The sequence below is a fragment of the Paenibacillus sp. FSL R7-0210 genome, from assembly GCF_038009085.1.
In the GTDB taxonomy this organism is placed as follows: domain Bacteria; phylum Bacillota; class Bacilli; order Paenibacillales; family Paenibacillaceae; genus Paenibacillus_AQ; species Paenibacillus_AQ silagei.
The window spans coordinates 7,067,273-7,090,731 of the sequence record NZ_JBBPAR010000001.1 but is presented as its reverse complement, the minus strand read 5'-3'; the positions used below and the strand labels follow the sequence as shown (position 1 = coordinate 7,090,731).

20 protein-coding genes are annotated in these 23,459 nt (G+C 51.2%); all 20 read right to left on the bottom strand.

Annotated features, from left to right (window positions below):
• Window positions 1-303 precede the first annotated feature (303 nt).
• The 20 genes from MKY64_RS30165 to atpG all read right to left on the bottom strand — a co-directional run bounded on the left by MKY64_RS30165 (window position 304) and on the right by atpG (window position 23,396).
• Window positions 304-645: a hypothetical protein gene (locus tag MKY64_RS30165; RefSeq protein WP_036721689.1), complete on the bottom strand. Its 342-nt coding sequence runs from the start codon at window positions 643-645 to the stop codon at window positions 304-306.
• 126 nt (window positions 646-771) lie between these two features.
• Window positions 772-4,695: an S-layer homology domain-containing protein gene (locus MKY64_RS30160; protein ID WP_036721691.1), complete on the bottom strand. Its 3,924-nt coding sequence runs from the start codon at window positions 4,693-4,695 to the stop codon at window positions 772-774.
• Between the two features lie 197 nt (window positions 4,696-4,892).
• Window positions 4,893-6,020 (bottom strand): glycosyltransferase family 4 protein, encoded by a 1,128-nt coding sequence (locus tag MKY64_RS30155; protein ID WP_036721693.1) that lies wholly within the window; start codon window positions 6,018-6,020, stop codon window positions 4,893-4,895.
• A 113-nt stretch (window positions 6,021-6,133) separates the two neighbouring features.
• Window positions 6,134-6,892 (bottom strand): WecB/TagA/CpsF family glycosyltransferase, encoded by a 759-nt coding sequence (locus MKY64_RS30150; RefSeq protein ID WP_036721695.1) that lies wholly within the window; start codon window positions 6,890-6,892, stop codon window positions 6,134-6,136.
• 7 nt (window positions 6,893-6,899) lie between these two features.
• Window positions 6,900-8,069 carry a polysaccharide pyruvyl transferase CsaB gene (gene csaB, locus MKY64_RS30145; RefSeq protein WP_036721697.1) on the bottom strand — a complete coding sequence of 390 codons (1,170 nt, stop codon included), beginning with the start codon at window positions 8,067-8,069 and terminating at the stop codon, window positions 6,900-6,902.
• Complete coding sequence (locus MKY64_RS30140) at window positions 8,042-10,081, bottom strand: DUF5693 family protein (RefSeq protein WP_036721699.1); 2,040 nt, start codon at window positions 10,079-10,081, stop codon at window positions 8,042-8,044. Before MKY64_RS30140 ends, csaB begins: the two co-directional genes overlap by 28 nt.
• 147 nt (window positions 10,082-10,228) lie before the next feature.
• A complete protein-coding gene (locus tag MKY64_RS30135) occupies window positions 10,229-11,947 on the bottom strand; it encodes a phospho-sugar mutase (RefSeq protein WP_340957557.1) in 1,719 nt (572 codons plus the stop codon).
• A gap of 47 nt (window positions 11,948-11,994) precedes the next feature.
• Window positions 11,995-12,417, bottom strand: a complete 423-nt coding sequence (gene fabZ, locus MKY64_RS30130) for a 3-hydroxyacyl-ACP dehydratase FabZ (RefSeq protein ID WP_209988942.1) — start codon at window positions 12,415-12,417, stop codon at window positions 11,995-11,997.
• A 304-nt stretch (window positions 12,418-12,721) separates the two neighbouring features.
• Window positions 12,722-12,961 (bottom strand): DNA-directed RNA polymerase subunit beta, encoded by a 240-nt coding sequence (locus MKY64_RS30125; RefSeq protein ID WP_036699259.1) that lies wholly within the window; start codon window positions 12,959-12,961, stop codon window positions 12,722-12,724.
• Window positions 12,962-12,970: 9 nt separating this feature from the next.
• Window positions 12,971-13,792: a flagellar hook-basal body protein gene (locus MKY64_RS30120; protein WP_340957552.1), complete on the bottom strand. Its 822-nt coding sequence runs from the start codon at window positions 13,790-13,792 to the stop codon at window positions 12,971-12,973.
• A 71-nt stretch (window positions 13,793-13,863) separates the two neighbouring features.
• Window positions 13,864-14,742, bottom strand: coding sequence for a flagellar hook-basal body protein (locus tag MKY64_RS30115; protein ID WP_340957550.1), 879 nt, complete (start codon window positions 14,740-14,742; stop codon window positions 13,864-13,866).
• Window positions 14,743-14,791: 49 nt separating this feature from the next.
• Window positions 14,792-15,790 (bottom strand): rod shape-determining protein MreB, encoded by a 999-nt coding sequence (gene mreB, locus MKY64_RS30110; RefSeq protein WP_036699265.1) that lies wholly within the window; start codon window positions 15,788-15,790, stop codon window positions 14,792-14,794.
• Window positions 15,791-15,917: 127 nt separating this feature from the next.
• Entirely contained in the window at window positions 15,918-16,205 is a 288-nt protein-coding gene (gene spoIIID, locus MKY64_RS30105) for a sporulation transcriptional regulator SpoIIID (RefSeq protein WP_019915029.1), read from the bottom strand.
• Between the two features lie 227 nt (window positions 16,206-16,432).
• Window positions 16,433-17,170, bottom strand: coding sequence for a M23 family metallopeptidase (locus MKY64_RS30100; RefSeq protein WP_339251872.1), 738 nt, complete (start codon window positions 17,168-17,170; stop codon window positions 16,433-16,435).
• 61 nt (window positions 17,171-17,231) lie between these two features.
• Entirely contained in the window at window positions 17,232-18,395 is a 1,164-nt protein-coding gene (spoIID, locus tag MKY64_RS30095; protein WP_340957549.1) for a stage II sporulation protein D, read from the bottom strand.
• Window positions 18,396-18,571: 176 nt separating this feature from the next.
• The gene (gene murA / locus MKY64_RS30090) at window positions 18,572-19,948 is read right to left on the bottom strand and encodes a UDP-N-acetylglucosamine 1-carboxyvinyltransferase (protein WP_036699206.1); all 1,377 of its coding nucleotides are present in this window, start codon (window positions 19,946-19,948) and stop codon (window positions 18,572-18,574) included.
• A gap of 197 nt (window positions 19,949-20,145) precedes the next feature.
• A complete protein-coding gene (locus tag MKY64_RS30085) occupies window positions 20,146-20,403 on the bottom strand; it encodes a DUF1146 family protein (protein WP_036721718.1) in 258 nt (85 codons plus the stop codon).
• A 193-nt stretch (window positions 20,404-20,596) separates the two neighbouring features.
• Window positions 20,597-21,013, bottom strand: coding sequence for a F0F1 ATP synthase subunit epsilon (locus MKY64_RS30080; RefSeq protein WP_036699230.1), 417 nt, complete (start codon window positions 21,011-21,013; stop codon window positions 20,597-20,599).
• Between the two features lie 63 nt (window positions 21,014-21,076).
• Entirely contained in the window at window positions 21,077-22,474 is a 1,398-nt protein-coding gene (gene atpD, locus MKY64_RS30075; protein ID WP_036721719.1) for a F0F1 ATP synthase subunit beta, read from the bottom strand.
• A 52-nt stretch (window positions 22,475-22,526) separates the two neighbouring features.
• Window positions 22,527-23,396, bottom strand: coding sequence for an ATP synthase F1 subunit gamma (gene atpG, locus MKY64_RS30070; RefSeq protein ID WP_076084536.1), 870 nt, complete (start codon window positions 23,394-23,396; stop codon window positions 22,527-22,529).
• Window positions 23,397-23,459: the final 63 nt, after the last annotated feature.

The following is a 23,459-nucleotide window of genomic DNA, read 5'->3' as shown; positions in this document are numbered from 1 at the left end:
CTGTATCCCTGCCCCGATACTCTAGAAGATACAATATGTATGTTCTACTAACTATTGTTAATGTTGGGTGGCTACGGGAATCAGTATAGCATAGAGGCATTCCAAACGTCATTAAACAATATTTGCTAAGTTCATAAACAAATATTGCATACTAAATGTGATTTTTTTGTTGACCAACATTCGAGCTAATAAGTATATACCCACATTGCAGCAGGGTTAACACGTTCCCGGATAATGATTGACATAAAGAAAGGCTACTGAGATCAACTCAGCAGCCTTACCTTCAATTCAGTATATCCAGGGCTAACGAATCTTCATCGATAGCTGTATTAACTCCTGGCGCTTCTCAGGGCTTGCATTTACATTCTCATACATGGCATCAATCGCCGCGCGGTTCTCACGGTAGGTCTTCTCATGCTTGATGGTGCTATGGGACCAATCGATCAAAGCATTCTCAGCAATAACAAGTTCATTATAAGCATCATGGAAGCCAGTTGCTTGGACAAGCTCTTCCATTACCTCCTGAGTGATCTCCTGCAGAGCCCGCTTCGCTGCAATTTCCTTTTCCATAACCTTTGCTCTATTCTCAAACATATTCTTTGCTTTCGTGTAATCCAATTGTGCTTTTGATAAAATCGGTTTCATCGATGGCTTTCACCTTTCACGTAAAAATGGTTTCTTTGACATTGTAACGCAAATGGGAGCAGATTACAAAGATGTCCGAATGGTAATTTAACCTGAATAAGGTTTTTACTCTGGGACTGTTACTGCCTAGCTCAGGGTTTTAGGGAAAATTGTAGTGCTTTTCTTCAAAAGCTCCACAGCTATTTTACCAGCCTCAGCTCTTGTCATATTGGCTTTAGGATTAAAGTTGTACGAAGCCTTCTTTTGTCCCGTAGTGGTCACTTCAGCCCCATTCATAATTTTAGCCTTTGACACGGCCTGAACTGCGGCTAATGCATAGGACTCTATCTTACCGGAATCCAGGAAGGACTTGGCTACTGCATCCTTTAATTTCTGATCATTAACCGGCAGCTTCAGCTTGAGTGCTCTGGCAATCATCACAGCTGCTTGCTCACGCGTAATCGGTTGATCTGGACCAAATACCCCATCGGTAAGTCCAGTCACAATTCCGGCTCTGGATGCTGTCTCAATATGTTCATAATCCCAGGTTACTGAACTGGCCCCTGGAACCAAATCTGAATAGGTCTTATTACTATCGTAGTTAAGCGGCAGATTCAAGCCCTTAACAAGCAGGGTCGCGAACTCTCCTCTTGTTGTCTGATCGTCTGTGCCAAACTGTTCAAAACGAAGATTATTCATGATCCCCTTGGAATACAGGGCATTAAGAATGTTCCGGGCCCATTGGTGATTCGTAATATCGTTATAGCCACGGCTCATTTTCATAACCTTGTAATAACCAAATTCATCAAACGGAACACTGATTGTATGCTTGTTGGTATCCACAGTACCACCAATATTCACCCATTCACGGTTGGAGTTATATTGGAATACAGTTACAACGGTCCCCGCATCGTCAACGACATTGGAGTCAAAGGCCAGGGTTAGTTTCCCCCGCTTGGACGGTGTGATCTTGCGTTCTGCCGGAGTCTGCGGATCACCGAACAAACCATCTACAGAATATGGAGCCAGGCCATTCGTTGCAGGAATGTACCCTCCAGTCGATACTGTACCCAATTCGCCCAAGCCTCCGCTAATCCAGTACACATCGGATATTCTTACGAAGTTACTGCTCTCATATGGAGAACTGAAACGAAGTGAGAATTCATCGGGAATGGTCCAGTTAGGAATTCCGCTCTCTTCAAATGTTACCGGGAAGCCGATGACATTGCCATAATCGTTACGGCGTTCGACCACACCTGTTGTCGGTTCAGCAATACCGAAGCGAAGTTTGGTATCAGGATAGAACTTCTTCAGATTGCGTGTATCTGTACTTTGCATTACAGTCCCTTTCGGGAAGGTCAATTCTAGCTTCTTATTAAATACACTGTATTTGTCCGCTACCTTAGGCGCCATGTATTGCGAATCAACTGCTACAGTGCCCGTATAGAATATTGAGATAGTATCTGTACTTGTACTGCTTCCTCTGACAATTTGAATTTTGATGCTGTTTGCCTTATCTGGCTTCAAGCCTACGTAATCCAGAACGAACCTGCCCGGTCCCAGATCCGTTCGCTTAACGGCCTGCTCTTTGTCAATAACTACACTTGTAGCTCCCTCAGCCTCAATATCAAAATGAACAAAGTTCTTGTTCACAACATACTGAGTCCCTACAGAGGGCTGAGGAGACAGAATGCGGTAAGCACTGACCTCCCGGATCAGCTCCAGTTTCTGACTAGTCTTGGCACCCGTGCTGTTGATCAGTTCCAGCGTATAGATGTAGGTTCCCGGTGTATCATTGGTGAGATCCTGAATCCGCATTACGAAATCCTTCTGACTGCCGGCAAAGCTGGTAGTATAACGTTGATCCGCAAACACCGGGCTTGCTGTATTAGCAGCACTGGCGTTAGCCGGAATATCAAGCGACAATATATTTTTGGTACCCATGTTCAGATTCAGCTTCACTGCCCCGCTGCCTCGCAGCACCAAATCATAGGTTTTCAGACTAGTTGTATACTTTGTATCATTATAAATAAAATCAGGTGTCAAATTGAACAGCTTCGTGAGCAGTACATCCGTTGGTCCAAAATTAGCGTCCGGGAATGTAGGTCTTCCTGTGCCTAAGGCCGGCTGGAATTTGCTGATGGTTGATACATTCTCATCAAGAATATAGACACGCAGTTCCTTGCGGACCTCACGAACCTGTCCTTTTTCATCTACCCCTGTTCCTGTCAGGACAATTTTGTTCTCCCCGAATACAATAGGGCCTGCACTTGCATCAATTTTTAAATCTACAGAAAAAGCACCATCACTTGGATTTGGCCACTTCTCTGTTCCTGTAGGTTTTATTTTCAACCCATTCACATACATTTCAGCCAGGAAGTAGCTGCTACCCAGATTAAAGTCGATATATTGTCCCTTTACGTTCAATACTTTGCTCTCGCTGGAGTTAATTACATAAGTCTGCCCATCCGTAAGGTTGGATACATAAATGTAGCTCTTCGAGGCAAAAGAAATATTAACATCCTTGTTTGAGGATGAGCCATCTATCTTGAACCGGACGGTCTGATTCCCGTTCTGGAAATCCGTAATTTTAAAGATATGTTCTGTTGGCGATACCGCCTTTATCCATTCCGGCGCTAAAACTCTGGTGGACAAAGGCAAATAGCTTGCAAGCAGCTTTACAGGAGTGGTTGTCATAGCTGTATTGGTTTTAACCAAGATATAGAATTCTCCAGAATCCACCTTAGCCCCATTCAGCGCTACTCCGGCAGGTACTGTCCCTGTTGTTCCGTTATATCCAGGCAGATACTTCATATCTGTAATTACAATGTTATTCTTCATATACTGAAAATCAATGGACCGGTTAACGGTCTTGGTTCCATACGCTACTGAAAGATTGTGCGTCTGCTTTTCTAAACGGTTGGCAGGTGTTGCATTATCCTTTGTTAAGGTCAAAGGGATTTTAAATGTTACCAGCCGATAAGCAGGCGAATCCTTAATTGGAGATGGCACCAAAATTTCACCATTGCCTACTTTTAACTCTACAGTACCACCACTTCCAAGGGTTAATCCTTCCCCATATTCAATAGCGGGTACTGCACTATCCAGCTTCACAACTGCCGAACCGCTGAAAGGCACTCCGGCATTGTCTGGAACCATCATCTGGACAAATAGGCTGGCAGTATCTTTATCCTCTGTCATCACTGGCTGATCACCGTACAAGAGGTCCTGCCCTTGACCGGTACTATCTCCTAAGTACATAGCGACTATTGGGTTCTTCTCATCATAATAGAAAATTGAATATTGAAAGCTGAGTGTGTCAGAACCATTCTGTACAACCAGCTTAAGGCTGTTCACCCCAGGCTTAAGCTCCATACGCTGGGAAAAGAAAGTGCCATCCTGCAATAATGATGTGCTTGAAGCAGTGCCATCATTAAGGGAAACCGTAACCTTGGTGGCATTCTGCGCTTTACCTTCAAGTGTGATTTCCTTGTTGGCTACGACTAACTGTGCGCCTTCATTTAGATTCAGCTTCTCTGATCCTCCAAGAACCTGAAGCTTCTCCACATAAGGAACCTTATCGAAGAGAACGTAAAATGCTTCTGAGCGGTCATTGCTGCCTTGCGATCCGGTCAATGTAATCCGGTTCATACCAGGATACAAGGTCAGATTGGCACTGAAACGGTTATCGGGGCTGTCAACATCCAGTTGGACCACTCCCGGTGTTACGTGTGTAGGATCTTCCAGCCATTTGTTGTTCTGCTGATCCCAATTTAATAATTGTACATTTGCTCCGAGTGTAGAACTGGTTACCTTTGTAAAGGTACCTGTAACTGTCAGGCTTGCATCTGTCACCTGCAATACATTATCTCTGGCAATTTGCAATGACGGCACTGAAGATGATGGAAGTAAAGTCAGATCAACCGTATTCCGAAGCTTTTGATTATCCGGTGTAAAGTAACTGGTCGGCTTATCTGCAGCCGCCGCAATATTCATAAGTCCCGGCGGGACTAAGGATACCAATAAAGCGAACAGAAGTGTCCAGATAAATGTTTTTTTCATGCGCTGCATGTCATTAACCTCTCCCTTTTGTTGATGATAATTATTTTATCGGTCCAGCAGCCCATAATATGAAGGACTCCGCCCAACTTTTCTGTAAGCGGCATCCAGATCTGCAATAAGACAAAAAAAAGAGCGTACCCTTATGGAAGGATACGCACCGATATTTAATGAAACAATTTGTGAATCGTATTCAGCTTCAAAAGAAATTATAACTTACTGCCCCGCTCTTGCCCAACCTTCATCCGCATTCTCAAAAACAAATCAATCACCGGGCGCTTGGTCTTGCTGATGACGCCGGTGATCTCTGCGCCGATCTGCAGGAAGAAGAGCATGACGCAGATGACTACGAAGGTAACCCAGTTGGCTTCGTAGAGCGAAGCAGAGGTCTGGATGACTGCCAGGATACCGAAGAATGCGGCAATGCCGTAGATGATCAGTACCGTCTGGCGGTGGCTGAAGCCGAGCTCGCGCAGACAGTGATGGAGATGGCCTTTGTCCGGAGCGAAGATCGGCTTCTTCTGCAGCTTGCGCCGGACGATGGCGAAGAACGTATCCGATAACGGAACTCCGATAATCAGGAGTGGTGTGATGAATGAAACCACCGCAATCTGTTTGAAGCCGAGGAGTGCAAGCAGTGCCAGGCAGAAGCCCAGGAACAGCGAGCCCGTATCTCCCATGAAGATTTTGGCGGGATGGAAGTTGAAGAACAGGAATCCCAGTATGCTGCCCAGAAGCAGCAGACAGAGCAGGGCAACCATGGTGTTCCCCATCAGGAAAGCCATGACAGCAATCGTAGCAATGGCAATACCGGATACGCCTGCTGCAAGCCCGTCCAGCCCATCGATCAGGTTCACGGCGTTCGTGACGCCGACAATCCAGAAGATCGTCAGAGGGATGGCAATCCAGCTCTCTAAGGAAGAATAGCTATTATGAAAAGGAATATTTACGAAATCTACCGTGATGCCAAACCCGAAAACTACAATACAGGCAGCAGCAATCTGGCCCAGCAGCTTCACTTTGGCTGATAGCTCAAAACGGTCATCCAGACCGCCGATCAACACAATCAGGCCTCCGCCGCATAGCAGCGCTTTAATGAAATTAGCCTCCCGGGGAGTGAAGTCATACGGAATAATCGGTAATACGGCAAGCAGGCCTAACACAAACGCCAGAAATATGCCGAGTCCGCCAAGGCGGGGCATGATCTTCGTATGCACTTTCCGGGCATTTGGCACATCTGTCGCACCGATCTTAATGGCGAATTTCTTCACGAACGGCGTCAAAAGCAGTGCAAGCCCCATGCACACAACGAATCCGGCGATGTATATGATTAACATGTGAAAAGTCGACCTCCATTTCTCTACCGCATTGAATTATACGCTGAACCAAAAACAAATTCCAATACTGTTTTTAGGCGATACCACGGATTTTTTCAGTAAATTTCCTCATTTTACTGGTCTTTTGTCACTTTATCTTTCTCTCGTACCACTTTTACTGCGAATTTCGGCAGCGCAAGCATTCTTTTGTAACGTGTAGGTTCCTTGAGCAGCCGGTATAACCATTCTGCCCTTAATTTCTGGAAGGCCACAGGGGCACGGCGGCTCTTGCCGGAGATCACATCAAAGCTCCCGCCGACACCCATCATCACCGGGATCTGCAGCCGGGCTTTGTATTTGGCGATCCATGGCTCCTGGCTGTCCGCTCCTCTGGCAACAAAGAGCAAGTCAGGCTTCGCTTCAAGGATTCCGCCCACAATTTGTTCATCCTCTGCCGGACCAAAATACCCGTCATGATATCCTGCGATGACAATACCGGGATATCTTGTTTGTAACCGGGAAGCCGTCTCGCGAATCACCTCAGGGGTTGAACCGAGCAAATATACTCTCCAGTTATAGCTTTCGCCTTGGTGCAATAATTCATGTAAAAGATCAAAGCCCGCTACACGCTCAGCTACAGGCTCCTGACAATAATTCGCGGCCCACACCACTCCGGTTCCGTCAGGGACAACCAGCTCTGCTGATTTCATAATTTCCATATAAGATGGATTCTCCAGCGCCGCCATGACCATAATCGGATTGGCAGTAATTACCTGATGAGGCTCACGCTTATGAACCGCCTCTGTCAGATAGGAAACGGTGGTCTTCATATCCGCCTTGGATACTCGTATGCCAAAAATGGGTACTGTCGGTAATGCGCTATCTGCTTTCACTTGTCACTCATCCTTTACGGCCGAAATATTGGACAATTCGCCGGGCCGGTGCCTCTGCCTCTTGGGTGAGCGCGGCAATCAGCGGCTCCCGCTCCTGCTTCCATCGCTCCCCTGAGCTCAGCAGCTCCAGAAGCCCGGCAGCCACCTTGTCTGCCTCCAGTGTATCTGTCTTGCCTACCGGCTGACAATCCACCCGCCCAAGAAAATGATCAATCTTCGGATCATAAGAGACGCCCATCAGCGGAACACGCTGTCCCGCAGCATAGATAAGGCTGTGCAGCCGCATACCTATAAGCGCCTGGCACTGGCTTACCTCCCGCAGCATCTGCAGCGGATGAAGTGCATCCTCACGGATCGTTACCGATCCCCCATTGTCTTCTATATTCCGGCCCAGCTTCTGCATTACATAGCGGGAAGCCTCATTGTCTGCAGAATGATGGAAGGGCAGAAAGCGTACATGGAGCGGTTGCTCCGCAGAAGCCTTCACCAGGCCTTCAGCCAACGCGTCCAGCTCCTTACGGGACTGCTCCCAGAAGCGGACAGAGACACCTACAGTAGCGGGCACAACTTGCAGCCCGGAGCTATGTGTATGCCCAGCTACCGGATCTGCTCCTGTATGTTGTTCCGGCTTCATATCCTTAGGCAACTCCAGACCCATAACCGGGTCAGGTACTACCTCTACCTTATCAATAATAAGCCCCATAGACTGAAGCAGCAGGCGGGACTGTTCATCCCGCACGGAGATATAGGCACATTTCCGGAAAATCGATTTGATCAGCGGATGAAACAGCTTGCGGTTCACCGGGCCGATTCCCTGGGAATAGATAAATACCGGCTTCCCCATCCACTGGGCCAGCTTGATAATACCAAGGTAATACGGAATGGTCTTGCTGCTTGTAACATCCTGAAGCAGGCTGCCGCCGCCGCTGATCAGGCCCGCACTTTCTGATATTGCTCTGCGGACCTCTCCCAGCTTCATCCGGTGTACAGATTCCACCCCGTACGTGGCAGCCGTCCACTCCGGATCAATGGATAAGACCACAGGTGCAAGCGTTATTCCGGCGGCCTGGGACTGCTTGCGCAGAGCATTCAGAATCGACTGCAGAACGGCTTCGTCTCCGCTGTTGCGGAAGCCGTAGAAGCCGGAGATTACAATTTTTTGAGGAGTGGTGACCATCGTTTCCAACATCCTTCCGCAATCTGCCATACCCCAACAGCGATAATACCGATGATCAGGCCGAGTCCAAGACCCAGGAGTCCGCGGATCAGCGAGATCAGCACAGGTGAATGAATATGAGCAAAGGTATCCACCATAGACAACTGCCCAATAACAGCAATAATCATGATGAAGGCTGCACTCCGGTATTTATAGGCCAAGAATGCGCCGAGGATAAAGAGCGGATGCGCCAGCAGGAATTCCTTGTTACGCGGTCTTACCCCGACGGTATTCTCCAGGAAGACCCGAAGGATTTTCTCCGGTGCACTTACACTTCCGGCATTCCCGGTCCGGCTCAAATAATACATCCCCACGATACCGATCACACCGGCGGCAATGACCATAGCGAGTGTAATCGGCGTCCGCAGCAGCTTACCTGTCTTGTTAAAGGCAAACTCTCCACGGTACAAAAGCACATACAGTGCAGTAAGCCCGATCGGGGCCAAATGCAGCAGACTTACCCCGCGGAACTGTTCCAATACCAGGGCATAGGTAATATTATTCAGCAGCGCAATGACGAAAGGCACCGCACTGAAGGTGATTAAAGCGGTTTTGACATACAGGACGAGACTATGGGTCAGACGGCGGCGCGGGCTCATTACGGCAAAGGTTAACGGATTGGCGCGTAAAGGAGGGCCCATCTCATTAATTTTGCGGATAGCCAGCACTATAGCCAGGGTAGGAGCACTTATGGCTACGGCAAGCGCAAGCGCCTGTTCAAATAATGCCGGCTTCAGAACCAGCAGTCCTGCACTTCCAACCAGTCCAAGCACCCATACAGGCAGAGTAAGCCAAGGGATGAAGTAGGAGAACAGCAGCGCAACCATAGCCACCGCCCCGATTACCGCAATCAGCTTGAAGTAACGCTGGAAGGAGGAATCGCTCACATCAAAGGCTGTAGCCTGTCCAATCTTGAAGCCGTTCGCCTCAATCTTGGCTACCGCACCCTCAGGTCCGCTGAGACTCTCAATCAGGTTATCCAGCGTATCTGTGATAGCAGCCTTCTTAGTGTCTCTGGAAGGAATCGTATTCAGATAGATCATACGGATATTGCGGTCTTTGGTGCCCAGCGCGAACCGGTCTGCGATCACTTCAGTCTTCAGGCTGGAATCCGCCTCACTGAGTGAATACAGGCGCGCCACGTTGTAATCCAGCATATAGGCCAGCTTGGAGAAGCCCTTCTGTTGAACCTTAATATTCTCGATTGCCGCAATTCCCATCCCGTGCTGCTTCAGGAGATCGGCGAAGACGGTCAGACTGCCCGTATCCGCATCATCGGAGTACCCTTTGACAGACTCTCCTTCAAAAAGAATCCGCTTGACGCCAAGCTCGGCGTAACGGTCCAGCAGCTTCTTCACGGCATCCTGATTGTATGCCAGAGAGTCTACAAGCCGGGGCACAATGTTGAAGCCCTTCCCGTGCAGCATTTCCAGTGTAATCGGGTCCGGCTGCAGCGGCTTGAGCGTTGCATCCTCCAACGGCGTCTGGATGATCAGCCCCTGCTGGCCGCGGTAGTTCCATTCTTCCGTCCGGATGTCCAGTCTGCTGAAGGCATCGCGGATAACCGGTGAGAGCATTTCACTGTTCTTCGCACTGGTAAAGAGGACATATGTATAGTTCTCATTCTCCGGAATCACAGTATCGGTAAGATTGGCGATATCAGACGCTCCCCAGATCATCAGGCGGCGCGCCTTGCGGAAATCCTCCAATGTATTTTCATAGATAGCCATACTCTGAACACCGGCTGCCTTCAGCCGGTCTAACTGCTCGTTGATATAATCCTGCGGGTTCTCCCGGTAGCTCGCAACCTCAACCAGATCGCGGTAATCAAAGACAAACTCAACCGATTTGGAAGACTTCTCTGTCTGTAGACGGTCGTATACGACCGGAAGTGCACCGATCAGTCCTATCACCATAATGATCCATAACCACTTGCGTGATGCTATATTCCAGCGTTGCCATTTCTGCTGCACCAAAGTACCTCCTCTTTCACTTTAAAGCTGATTGCCTTACATCACAGCTGCCGACCCGACCCTCTTGCCACCGGCAAATTTAAGCGGAAACGGAGGTCTGTCCATCTGGAGCAGCTCCGTTTCCGCAGGGAAGTTATCTATTGCTTATTATTTCCCGTCTACCCGTGCCATAACCTGACTGGTCAATTCCGCAACCTTGTGCTTGGCGTTGTCCAGGGATTCACCCACCACGGCAAAATACACTTTGATCTTCGGTTCCGTGCCGGAAGGGCGCAGGCAGAACCACGAGCCGTCCGACAGCAGATATTTCAGCACGTTTTCCTTAGGCAGACCGTCCAGTCCCATGGAGTAGTCCAGCACCTGCGTTACGGATGCCCCGGCGATTTCGTGCGGCGGGCTGGTCCGCCAGTCATTCATGATCCCCTGAATCTGGGCCACTCCGTCCTTGCCCTTCAGCGTGCGGGATTCCAGGCTCTCCAGGAAGTATCCGAACTGTGCATACAGCTCTTGCAGCACATCGTACAGGGTCTTGCCCTGGGCCTTGTAATAGGCACCCGCTTCAGCGATCAGCATTGCAGCAAGGACTGCATCCTTGTCACGGGCATAGTTGCCGGCCAGATAGCCGTAGCTTTCTTCATATCCGAACAGATACGTATACTCGCCCGACTGCTCGAACTGGTTCATCTTCTCCCCGATATATTTGAATCCGGTCAGGGTGTTGAATACCGTAGCGCCATAATGGCTGGCTACAGCAGCGCCCATCTCACTGGTTACAATGGTCTTGACTACAGCGCCGTTAGCCGGCAGCTTCCCTTGTTCCTGTAAACGGCTCAGGAAATAATGAATCATGAGCGCGCCGGACTGATTCCCGGACAGCACTACAAATTCGCCTTCGTTGTCACGAACCACGGCACCCATACGGTCAGCATCCGGATCTGTACCGATCAGCAGATCCGCATTCAGCTCTTCGCCCAGCTTCATCGCCAGGGTGAAGGCTTCACGTTCCTCCGGATTCGGAGATTTCACGGTAGAGAATTCGGAATCCGGCTGTTCCTGTTCAGGAACTACATGTACCTGAGTGAAGCCGATCTTCTCCAGTACACGGCGGACCGGAAGATTGCCTGTCCCGTGCAGCGGTGTATAGACAATGGAGAAGTCACGGCCCAGCGAAGAGGCAATCTCTTCACGGCTGACACTTACCGCAGCAACCGTATCCGTAAATGCCTCGTCCGCTTCGGCCCCCAGCCAGTGCAGCAGGCCTGCACTCTCTGCAGCCTCCTGAGACATGCGCTTCACTCCGTTGAAGGAGTCCACATTCAAAATATTAGCAATAACCTTCTCCGCTTCATGCGGCACCAGCTGTCCGCCCTGGGCATTGTAGACCTTGTATCCGTTATATTCAGGGGGATTGTGGCTGGCAGTGATTACAATGCCTCCAGACGCCTTCAAATGACGGACGGTAAAGGATAACTGCGGCGTAGAACGCAGGGAAGAGAACAGGTGGGTCTCAATTCCGTTGCCGGCGAGTACAAGCGCAGCCTCCAGCGTGAATTCCGGCGAGAAGCGCCGGGAATCGTGGGCGATAACCACCGAGGGTCTGCCTTCTCCCGTATGCTGTCCCAGAATGTAATCAGCGAAGCCCTGAGTAGCCCGGCCGACTGTATAACGGTTCATCCGGTTACTGCCTGCTCCGATGACTCCGCGCAAACCGCCTGTACCAAATTCAAGATCTCTATAGAATCGCTCTTCCAGTTCCTTAGGTTCACCGGCAAGGGCCTTCAGCTCTTCTTTGGTGTTCTCGTCGACAGAAGGGTCCTGCAGCCAGCGTGTCAGGGTCTCCTGCGCCTTCGGGCTTAATCCAGTCATGTCAATCTCTCCTTCTCCATCTATAATATATAAGTTTATAACAGGAACTAGCTGAGTGCGAACATAATCTCGCCGGACGCTACCGTCTTGCCGTCCACCTTGGCAGTGGCTTGTCCTTTACCGATACTGCCTTTAAGCCGGGTAATCTCTACCTCAAGCACAAGGGTATCGCCGGGAACAACCTGTCCGCGGAAGCGGAAGCCGTCAAGCCCGGCCAGAAAACCGATTTTGCCCCGGTTAGCTTCTACGCCAAGAATAGCCACAGCGCCCACCTGAGCCAAGGCTTCCGTAATCAGCACACCCGGCATCACCGGGAAGCCAGGGAAGTGTCCGGCAAAAAACGGCTCATTTACCGTTACATTTTTGATGCCGACTGCCCGTTTGCCCATTTCTATTTCTGTAATTTTGTCCACCAGCAGAAATGGGGGCCGGTGGGGGATTATTTCTTGAATTTGATTGGTATTCAGCATGATTAATAAAGCTCCCTTCGGTTGTAACCGCGTCTATGAACCTCCGCCTACAGCAGCACTTTTGTTTTATTCTCCGCCGTCTCTGCATAAATATGGACAGCTTCGGCAAAAACTATAATTATCCTTCACCACCTGCAGCAGTGGAGGTTAAGATAAGGGGCTTTCTCCACCGCACGCGGCAGCATGGCGGAGAGGGCCCTTTTTGGCGCTCTTAGGGCACGCCATCATTATACATTTTTCAGTATAAAAAAGAAAACTCCCCTGCACAACAAGGGAGCCTCCGATATCGGTATGCCATAACACTTTAAGGTGCGAACACCAGATCATATACATGCTTCCACGTACTCCACAGGAGCACATCACTTAGTTCCTTTTTGCCGAGGATCACATACCCTACGACCAGCCCGCCTCCAAGTGCGGCAACCAGCAGCAATGGAATCAGGAACCACTGAATAATGGTCCAGGCCCTAATCCTGCGCCGCTTCACCGGCTGCTGCTGCTCCTCTTCTGCTTTCTGTGCAGTCTTAACCTTCTCACGACTCATTCCTTCACCTCACGCGCGCATGTTATTAGCCAGGCCCAGCATCTGGTCACTGGAGGACAGCGCCCGGGCAGCAAGCTGATACGTACGCTGAATCTGCATCATCTCCGTCATTTCCCGGCTCAGATCCACGTTAGAGGATTCCAGATAGCCTGAACGAACGCCTACATCCTTCGCTTCGCCCGCTGCTCTTTGCACGAATGCATCCCGAGTAGTCACACCCTCAGCTAATACATAGAAGTTACCATCCACAGCTTGCAAAGCATTCTTGCTGAGCGGCTCAACAATCATTAAGCTGCCTGCCAGGACAGGCGGCTGTTTCTCATCCGTCTTAGTCCACACCTGCCCGCGCTCATCAATAGCAGCACTTACATTAGCCCCTACGCTGAGCGGAGTACCGTTAGCACCCAGCACAGGATTGCCGGTATTGTCCACAAGAATCATCTTATCCTTATTGGCCGTATCCGGGGTGAAGTGGAAATTCCCCTGGCGGGTATATGCCGTTTCACCGTTCACCTGAACGCCGAACAATCCATTGCCTTGAAGCGCCAAGTCCGTAGGCTTCCCTGTCTCCTGGAGCGTGCCTTCCTCCCAATTACTTGACACTGTAGGCACACGCACACCAAAGCCGATATTGAAGCCCAGCGGCATGCTGCGCCCAGGCTGGTTATAATCCTTGGATTGCTGCTGTACACGGGTAAGCACATCCTCGAACGAGCCTTGCTTGCTCTTATAACCATTGGTATTCATATTGGCAATGTTATCCGCTATAATATCCAGCCGCTGCTGCAGACTGGCCATTGAGACAGAAGCACCGATTGTCGAGTTGTTCACAGGTCTAACCTCCTACTAGCTTGATAAGAAGAAACTGGCTTACACCATCAGTAATGGTCCATGCAGCCCGGCTATACCCGGCCGACTTCATTCACGGCCTTCTGCAGGCTGCTGTCGTAGAACTGGATCACTTTCTGATTCGCTTCATACGCGCGGTAAGCGGCGTTCATATCCACAGTGACCTGAGTGGCATCCACATTAGAGTTCTCAAGGTAGCCCTGGCGTACCTGCAGAATATCCGTTCCATTAGAAAAGCGGATGTCTGCGGCCTCGGCATCATCAGCATGGAAGACCCCGTTGCCGTCACGCACCAGCTCCTGCGGTCTTGTGACGACGCTGATTCCGATCCGGGTGCCTGAAGGCTGCCCGGTCCTATTATCAATCAAATTACCTTGCCCGTCCACTTTAAGGTTATCCTGGGGCCCTGTCAATCGCAGTGGATTGCCGTTACTGTCGAGCACCTTGAATCCGCCAGAACTAAGCACTTCCCCTGTAGGAGCAACTGTAAAGCTTCCGTTACGTGTATATAAATTATTGCCTTCATTATCTTGAACCGTAAAGAACGCCTGGGGCCGGTAAGTAACCTCGCCATCCGGACTGATATATTTCCCCGAGCCGTCAAAAGCAAGATTGGTACCCGGATTTTCCGGGTCTGGAACCTGCAGATCGGTAGACAGCGCAAAGTCTACGCTTTTGCCGCTCTCAATAAGGTCGCCCTGCAGGTATTGGGAGACGGACTGCTCGGCAAAAACCCCGGTATTGATCCGTCCGACAGTCTTAGCAGCGCCCCCGTTCATCGCGGTGACCAGCACCTCGGGAAAAGCGTGGCTGACACTGTCGACCTGCTTGTACCCCGTAGTATTTAAATTGACCAAGTTCTGCGTCGCCGTATCATGTCTGCGCTGCTGCGTCACCATTCCTGCTGCGGCTGTATATAATCCTCTGAGCATGAGGTCAGTCCCTTCCTGGAATCTGCTGTTCTCCCTTATTATCGGCAGGCTAGAACTTTTTCTTAACCACCTTGTCCAAATGATCCAGCATAATTCCCGTGCCCTTGACGACGCAGTGCATCGGATCTTCAGCCACCCAGACCGGAACATGCAGCTGTTCGGAGAGCAGCTCGTCCAGTCCGTTAAGCAGGGCGCCTCCGCCGGTCAACACCACTCCACGGTCAATAATATCTGCCGACAGCTCAGGAGGCGTACGCTCCAGCACCGACTTGGCCGCAGCCACAATCGACGAAACCGGGTCCCACAGCGCTTCCTTCACCTCGCCGGATGAAATGGTAAGAGTCTGAGGTAATCCGCTCACCATATCACGCCCGCGGATGTCCATCTCTGCCTTCATGCCGCCCGGACGTACCGAGCCGATGGTCACTTTGATATCCTCCGCCGTGCGTTCACCGATCAGTAGCTTATATTTCTGTTTAATATATCTTAAAATGGCATCGTCGAACTTGTCCCCTGCGATCTTAATGGAAGAGGCGGTAACGACGTCGCCCATGGACAATACGGCTACATCCGTCGTTCCGCCGCCAATATCGACGACCATATTTCCGCTAGGCTGATAAATGTCCATTCCTGCGCCAATGGCTGCAGCTTTGGGCTCTTCCTCCATGAAGACCTCTTTGGCCCCGCTGCGCTCTGCCGCCTCACGGATGGACTTCGTTTCCACAGATGTAATATTGGTGGGAGCACAAATCAAAATACGGGGCCGTGAATACCAGGTCCGGCCGCCAACGCTGTCAATAAAGTATTTGAGCATCATTTCCGTAATGGCAAAGTCGGCGATTACACCGTCACGGAGCGGACGAATCGTCGTTATATTTCCAGGTGTCCGCCCGACCATCCGGCGTGCCTGTTCACCAACCGCAAGGACCCGCTTCGTATCACTTTCAAGTGTGACCACGGAAGGTTCATCCAGAACGACTCCCCTTCCCTTGACATGAATGAGCACGTTGGCTGTGCCGAGATCGATTCCGATATCCTTGCTAAGCATAATGAAAGAGCCCCCAAAGTGTTATTTTAAATGAGAAAAGAAGATTGTACCAAATTTAAAAATACCATACTTTAGGGGGTGAGTACAATGGACTAAACCTGAATTATAGCGCGAAAATCCGAAAATCTTATGGCTTTGAGGCTACGGCAACCTCACGCTTCTTACCTGTCGTTTTCTTATATTTAATTTTTGTGGCTTCTCCCCCCCGAAGATGACGGATGGACTTGTGATATTCGAGAATGTGCTTCACCTGATCAGCCAGATCCGGATTAATTTCCGGCAGCCGTTCGGTTAAATCTTTGTGCACCGTGCTTTTTGAAACGCCAAATTCCTTGGCTATGGTCCGGACCGTGTGCCTGGTTTCCACGATGCAGCGTCCGATTTTAATGGTACGTTCCTTGATGTAATCGTGCACGCTCCCGCCTCCCAACTGTGAATAGTTTGGTACATTATATGAGGGGCGGGCCTATATATTCGCGCTTTCAGGACATGACAAGCTCAGGAAGGCTCATTTTATTTGTCGGACAACCCAATTCACTGCATTTCACGGCCCCATTTCCAGAATAGAACCTGCCGGACTGTCCATTTCAGGTAGAAAAAAAACAGGAGGCTTCCGCCCCCTGCTGATGCTGATCATTCGGCTTAGCGCTGCGGAAGCAGATCCGAAGGATTCACAATCTTGCCGTCCTCATGCACTTCAAAGTGCACATGGTTGCCAAGACCCTTCTCCATCTCATTGCGTCCCGCTGTAGCCAGTGTATCGCCCTGCTTCACTTCGTCGCCCTGCTTCACTTTGGTTTCACCCAGACTCTGATAGACCGTCTTCAAATCGCCAGGGGAGGTAATCTCGATTACCTTACCCAGTACAGCAACATCTTCCACTCTGGTGACTTCACCGCTGAGCGCCGCCTTCACATCAAACGTCTTGTTGTCCTCACGGGCAATATCAATTCCGGTGTTGGTGACAAAGGTATTGTTGTACTGAACCATCGCCGCAATATGATTCTCTTCCGTGCCGTTCTCATCGTAGTACGGTTTGACCACTTCCACTTCACTCGGGCTTGCTACAGGCCAGACCAGGCTTTCGGCTGATGCGACAACTTCCAGGGCTTCGGGATCACCGTTTGCGGCTCCGGTTTTGCTGCCGGCCTCACCTTGGGATACTACCGCGGCGTTGTCGGGATTCAGCGGCTTCTGGCCGGCATCCTGATAGACCCACACCAAGGTTAGTATAAGTGCCGCTGCCGCCGTGTAGACTGCCGGGAATACCCACCGTTTGGATAACAGTCTGCTCCATGAAGAAGGCTTGGCGCCTGAATCTCCCTGCTTGTTTTTGAGAGATTCATCATGGGTTGATTTGATTTTGTCTTGTTCATTCATATGGTTATCACCTCAGTAACCAGTGTTACCGGGCGCTTCGCTTTTATACGTATCTTGCAGATTATTTTTTCAGGAGAGTTGAGATTCCGGTAAAAGAGACCCCGCTGTAGTAGTGTTTGAGAATCTGGGTCGCGGTCTTGCCCTCTTTCGCCATTCCGTTCGCCCCCCACTGGCTCATGCCGACACCGTGGCCGTTACCATACGTGGTGATCTGCACCTTCCCCGCTTGGCGCTTCCAGGTGAACTGGCTCGAGCGCAGCCCCAGCTTCTCTCTCACTTCCCGCCCGGTAAATACCTTCCCACCGATAGAGATCTGTTTGATCCGGTGGCCGGCTGTAAGCGACAGCACCTCCGCTGGCAAACTGGTGGAGGATTGAGCGGAGACCGGCACTGCCTTGCCCGAAGCTCCCAGACTGGCTGCTACCGGAAGGTCCTTGGTTCCAAGGCCCAGCTTACTGCGCAGCTCCGAATTGCTGAAGGTGTAGCTTACCGCCAGGTTCGGGGTGATCTGCAGCTCCCACGGGCTGGCTACACTGCGCAGGTAGGGAACCGCAGCATTCCAGTACTCCTCGGAGTTCTCCGTATACCCTCCGCTGGAGGCGAAGAAGGAAGCAGTGATCGGCTGCCCCTGATAGGTCATGATGGTCCCGCGCGTCTCCAAGACCGCGCGGCGGATCTTCGCCAAGCCGGCGCGCTTGCTGCCGGACGCCCAGTCCCGTTCCAGCACGGCCTGGGATACGTAAGCCTGATGGCTTACCGTATCGCTCACATCCGCTTCGGGAACGGGGACCCCGCTGTGGTCGCCGGCGGCCAGACGGCGGGCAATGAACGTGCGGGCCGCAACGGCCTGCGCCTTGAGCGCTTCGAGCTCAAATTCGGCCGGCATCTCGGCCGCCAGTACGCCGCTGACGTATTCCTCCAGCGGCAGGGTCTCTATTTGTCCGCTCCGCGACAAATAGACGGAGACCTCCGGCTGCGGCGCCTCTGCGGCAGCCGGTGCCGGCGGCGCCGGAACGGCCGTGGCCTGCGGCACGGCCGGGGGCGCCGGCGGCTGTTGTCCCCCGCGCTGCGGGACAACAGCCAGCGGCAGCAGCAGCGCCGCCAGCAGGGGCGCTGCCAGCCAGGCGGCGGGGGCCAGCCGCCGCAGCGGGTGTGCGCCGCGCCGCGCGCGCGCTACGCTGCGCGGACGCTTCAGGATGCGGCGCAGGTTGATTAACTCTTTCATCTCTATGGCTCCTTCCGTAAGCACCGGTGATTCTTATAGATATGAATTTGCGGCACCTGCTAGAACGGGATTTTGAGAGAAAGAGAGTTGCGGAATCCCCCGGAACATATAAGCTATTTCTCCAAAAAAAGGACCAGCCGCATAGCAGCTGGTCCTAATATTTTTAAGAATAACTATTATACCCAAGACGGCTGAATCTGGAAACGGGGTCTGATCTCTTCGGCTTTGGAGGATTCGCTTCTGGCCGGTTCGGGCTTAAGCGCTTCTTCCTTCGCAGCAGGAACAGCCGACTCTTCCATGGAAATACGCCATATGTCCGCACCAAGTCCTGACAGCTTCTCAGCCAGGTGCACATAGCCGCGGTCAATGTGATGCGTTCCGCTAACTTCTGTAGTGCCTTCCGCCACAAGTCCTGCCAGAATAAGCGCAGCACCTGCACGCAGGTCCGTAGCACATACCTTAGCGCCGACCAGACTGGCATTGCCCGTCACGATCGCAGAGCGGCCCTCAATCTTGATCTCCGCATTCATGTTGTGGAATTCATCCACATGCATGAACCGGTTCTCGAAGACGGTCTCTGTCACTACGCTGGTTCCTTCCGAGCGGAGCAGCAGCGCCATCATCTGTGACTGCATATCTGTCGGGAATCCCGGGTAAGGTAATGTCTTGAGATCGACAGCCTTCAGCGGCTTGTCGCTGATGACACGGACTCCGTTCTCATCCGGGATAATCGTAACGCCCATTTCCTCCATCTTGGCAATCACCGGACCCAGATGGTCGGCAATAGCTCCCTCAACATACACATCACCGCCTGTAATCGCCGCTGCCGCCATGTAGGTTCCAGCTTCGATCCGGTCAGGAATGACATGATGTCTTACGCCATGCATACGCTCTACGCCTTCAATCCGGATTACTCCGGTTCCGGCTCCGCGCACAATGCCGCCCATCCCGTTCAGGTAATTGGCAAGGTCGACAATCTCCGGCTCCTTCGCCGCATTCTCAATCACTGTGGTGCCTTCGGCAAGCGCGGCAGCCATCATTATATTTTCGGTCGCACCTACGCTGGCCACATCCAGATAGATCTTGGCTCCGCGCAGTCTCCCGTTACTTTTCGCATCAATATAGCCCTGGCCCAGACTAATCTCGGCCCCAAGCGCTTCAAAACCCTTCAAATGCTGGTCAATCGGCCTAGTTCCAATGGCACAACCGCCAGGCAGAGAAATACGAGTATGCCCCATACGGGACAGGAGTGGGCCCATAACCAGGAAAGAAGCCCTCATTTTGCGTACCCATTCATATGGTGCTTCACAGGAAGTAATATTAGTGGCATCTACTTCAATCACATCGTTCTGGTATGTAATACCTGCACCCAGAGATTCCAATACCTTGTTAATCGTCATTACATCGTCTAACGGAGGTGCGTCCACAATGACGCTGACTCCTTCTTCTGCCAATAGAGAGGCGGCTATGATCGGTAGTACGGAATTTTTTGCGCCGCTGACTTTCACGCTCCCGGTCAATCTGTTGCCACCGCGGACGATAAATTTGCTCATTTCGGTTTCCCTCCGCGTCCATTATTTCTGAAATTAATTTTGAGGTTAAAATTCGTCTGTTAAGATATTGAATATTCCGCCATTGCGTCTTAGGTGCAGATTCCTTGCTTAACTTCAGTGTTGACATAATAAAACCTTATTATTCGACACTTTTTTCACTATGTTGGCCTATACAGATATAACCAAAGCCGCTGCCGTTAAAACATCCGTGCGATAAGTCCGCTCCAGCCCAGGTAATCAAGCAGGAACCCGGCCACGAAGTGACCCAGAACAATCGCCAAGAGCAGGTGCAGCAGTCTGCCCTGAGGGCTCTTGGGATATCTTATGACCAAATCCAGCTTAAGGTTCTGAAGTGACCACCAGGATAATGCAACGCAGATCAAAGAGATAATCATCGAAATCATATTACTGGTGCCGATCGCACCCGACAACTCAGCGGATAAGCGTGTGTTCATATTAGCCCCCTGTGTTAGGTACTCGGAAATCGACTCTTATATCATACTTGTGCAGGGGAAAAGAATCCAGTACTTTTACGAAATTTTAAACAATTGGGTCTTTATATGCAGATCTGATGACGATATGTTCATAATCTGCTAGATTCTCGCAAGCAAAAAAAGCAGTCAAGCCCAGGGCTTGACCGCTTATCTGCTACTGTTGTCCTTTGCCGGTCGAAACTTTGATCCGCGTTACAGCACGCTGCAATGCCAGCTCCGCACGGCGGTGATCGATCTCATCCTGCTTGCTTTGCAGCTTAAGGCGGCGCTCAGCCCGCTCCTTAGCCGCTTCAGCGCGCTCCACATCAATATCCCGGGGCAGCTCAGCACTTTCAGCCAGCACCGTTACCTTATCTTTGTGCACTTCAACGAAACCGCCATGCACAGCGATGGAGACTGTAACGCCGTCCGCCTTAACGCTAAGCGGAGCAACCTGAAGCGGGGTGACGAGCGGAATATGTCCCGGGAGAATCCCCAGTTCACCATTCACACCGCGTACCGTCAGACTGTTCACTTGCTTGGAGTAGACCAGATGCTCCGGAGTAACTATTTCGAGCAAAAAGGTATTCACTTCCATTCCTCCTCAAAGCTTTACAGAATAAAGCCCGATCCCCCAGCATAAGCATGCTTAGGGTTACAACGTTTTCGCTTTTTCCACGGCTTCTTCAATCGTGCCTACGAACAGGAACGCTACTTCCGGAAGATCATCATGCTTACCTTCCAGGATTTCCTTGAAGCTGCGTACGGTTTCTTTGATCGGCACATATTTGCCCTTGAAGCCGGTGAACTGCTCTGCTACGTGGAAAGGCTGGGACAGGAAGCGCTCAACCTTACGGGCGCGGGCCACAATGACCTTATCCTCTTCACTCAGCTCATCCATACCGAGGATGGCAATGATATCCTGAAGCTCGGTATAACGCTGCAGCAGCTGCTTAACGCCTTGTGCCACGTTATAGTGCTCTTCGCCGACGATTTCCGGTGCCAGCATCCGCGAGCTGGAAGCCAGCGGGTCAACCGCAGGGAAAATCCCTTTTTCGGAGATTTTACGCTCCAGGTTGGTCGTTGCATCCAAGTGGGCAAATGCCGTAGCCGGTGCAGGGTCAGTGTAGTCATCCGCAGGCACGTAGATCGCCTGGATGGATGTAACAGAGCCTTTCTTCGTGGACGTAATCCGTTCCTGCAGCTGACCCATTTCTGTAGCCAGCGTAGGCTGGTAACCTACCGCAGATGGCATCCGGCCGAGCAGGGCCGATACTTCGGAACCCGCCTGGGTGAAGCGGAAGATGTTATCGATAAAGAGCAGCGTATCGCGGCCTTCCACATCACGGAAATATTCCGCCATAGTCAGACCGGTCAGTGCTACACGCAGACGTGCGCCAGGAGGCTCATTCATCTGTCCGAAGACCATGGCCGTTTTCTTGATTACGCCGGAATCAGTCATTTCGTGATAGAGGTCATTCCCCTCACGTGTCCGCTCGCCAACGCCGGCGAATACGGAGATACCGCCGTGTTCCTGTGCGATGTTGTTGATCAATTCCTGGATGGTTACTGTTTTACCTACGCCGGCACCGCCGAACAGGCCGATTTTACCGCCCTTGGCATAGGGTGCCAGCAAGTCGATAACTTTAATTCCGGTCTCCAGAACCTCTGCCTGAGTTGACAATTCATCAAAGGTAGGAGCCAGACGGTGGATTGGGTTTCTAGCCGCCACCACTTCAGCACCGTTATCGATTGGATTACCAAGTACGTTAAATACGCGGCCAAGTGTTGCTTCACCCACAGGAACCGAGATTGGCGCTCCCTGGTCAATAGCGTCAATCCCGCGAACCAGTCCATCTGTAGAGGACATGGCGATACAGCGCACCAGGTTATCTCCAAGATGATTGGAAACTTCAAGAGTCAGATCCATGCTGCGGCCATCGCTGAGGCTCGCAACTATTTTGATGGCGTTGAATATCTCGGGCAGCTGGCCGCGTTCAAATTCAATATCGACAACCGGACCCATAATGCTCACAACGCGTCCTTTGTTCATCTTCATTTCCCTCCTCGAAAGCTGTTACATATGGACCTTAAGCCCACTCATATTAAGACTGCGCGTTCGCACCAGCCACGATCTCGGTAATTTCTTGCGTAATGGCCGCCTGACGGGCACGGTTGTACGTAAGCCTAAGTTCTCCGATCATTTTTGACGCGTTCTTCGTTGCACTGCCCATCGCTGTCATCTTGGCTCCCAGCTCGCTGGCCTTGCCGTTCAGAAGAGCACCATAGATTAAAGTTTCGGCATATTTCGGAAGCAGAACCTCCAGCACGCCTGCAGGTGAAGGCTCGTATTCATAAGCAGCAGATGCTCCGTGATGCCCGCCTTCCCCAACGCCTTCCATAGGCAGAAGTCTGTCTACAGTCGGAACCTGGCTGATCGCATTAACGAACCGGTTGTAGCAAATGTAGATCTCATCATAGACGCCTGTCTCGAACTGGTTAACCGCCGAATAGGCAATCGACTTGATGTCGGCAAATTTCGGGGTATCGGACAGCTCGGTGATTTCTTCTACAATGGGATATTCACGGCGCCGCAAAAAGTCACGGCCTTTGCGCCCGATCACAAACAGCGCATACTCATCCTTGGACTTATGGCGTTCTGCGATCAGCATCGTTACTTTACGCAGAATATTCGCATTGTAGCCGCCGGCAAGACCTCTGTCCGAGGTGATGATCAGATAACCTGTTTTTTTGACAGGCCGGCTGACCAGCATCGGGTGCTGGAGATCCTGCGTACCGGCAGCAATACTCGAGACGACCTCTTTCAGCTTCTCTGAATACGGACGGGCTGCTTCCGCCTTCTCCTGCGCCTTACGCAGCTTGGATGCAGCGACCATCTCCATCGCTTTGGTGATCTGTCTGGTGTTCTGAACGCTCTTAATTTGACGTTTAATATCGCGCATGCTTCTTGCCATGATTTCACCACCTTAGAGCTTTGACGTAGGTCAAAGCTAACTTCGTAAGCATAAGCTGAGCTT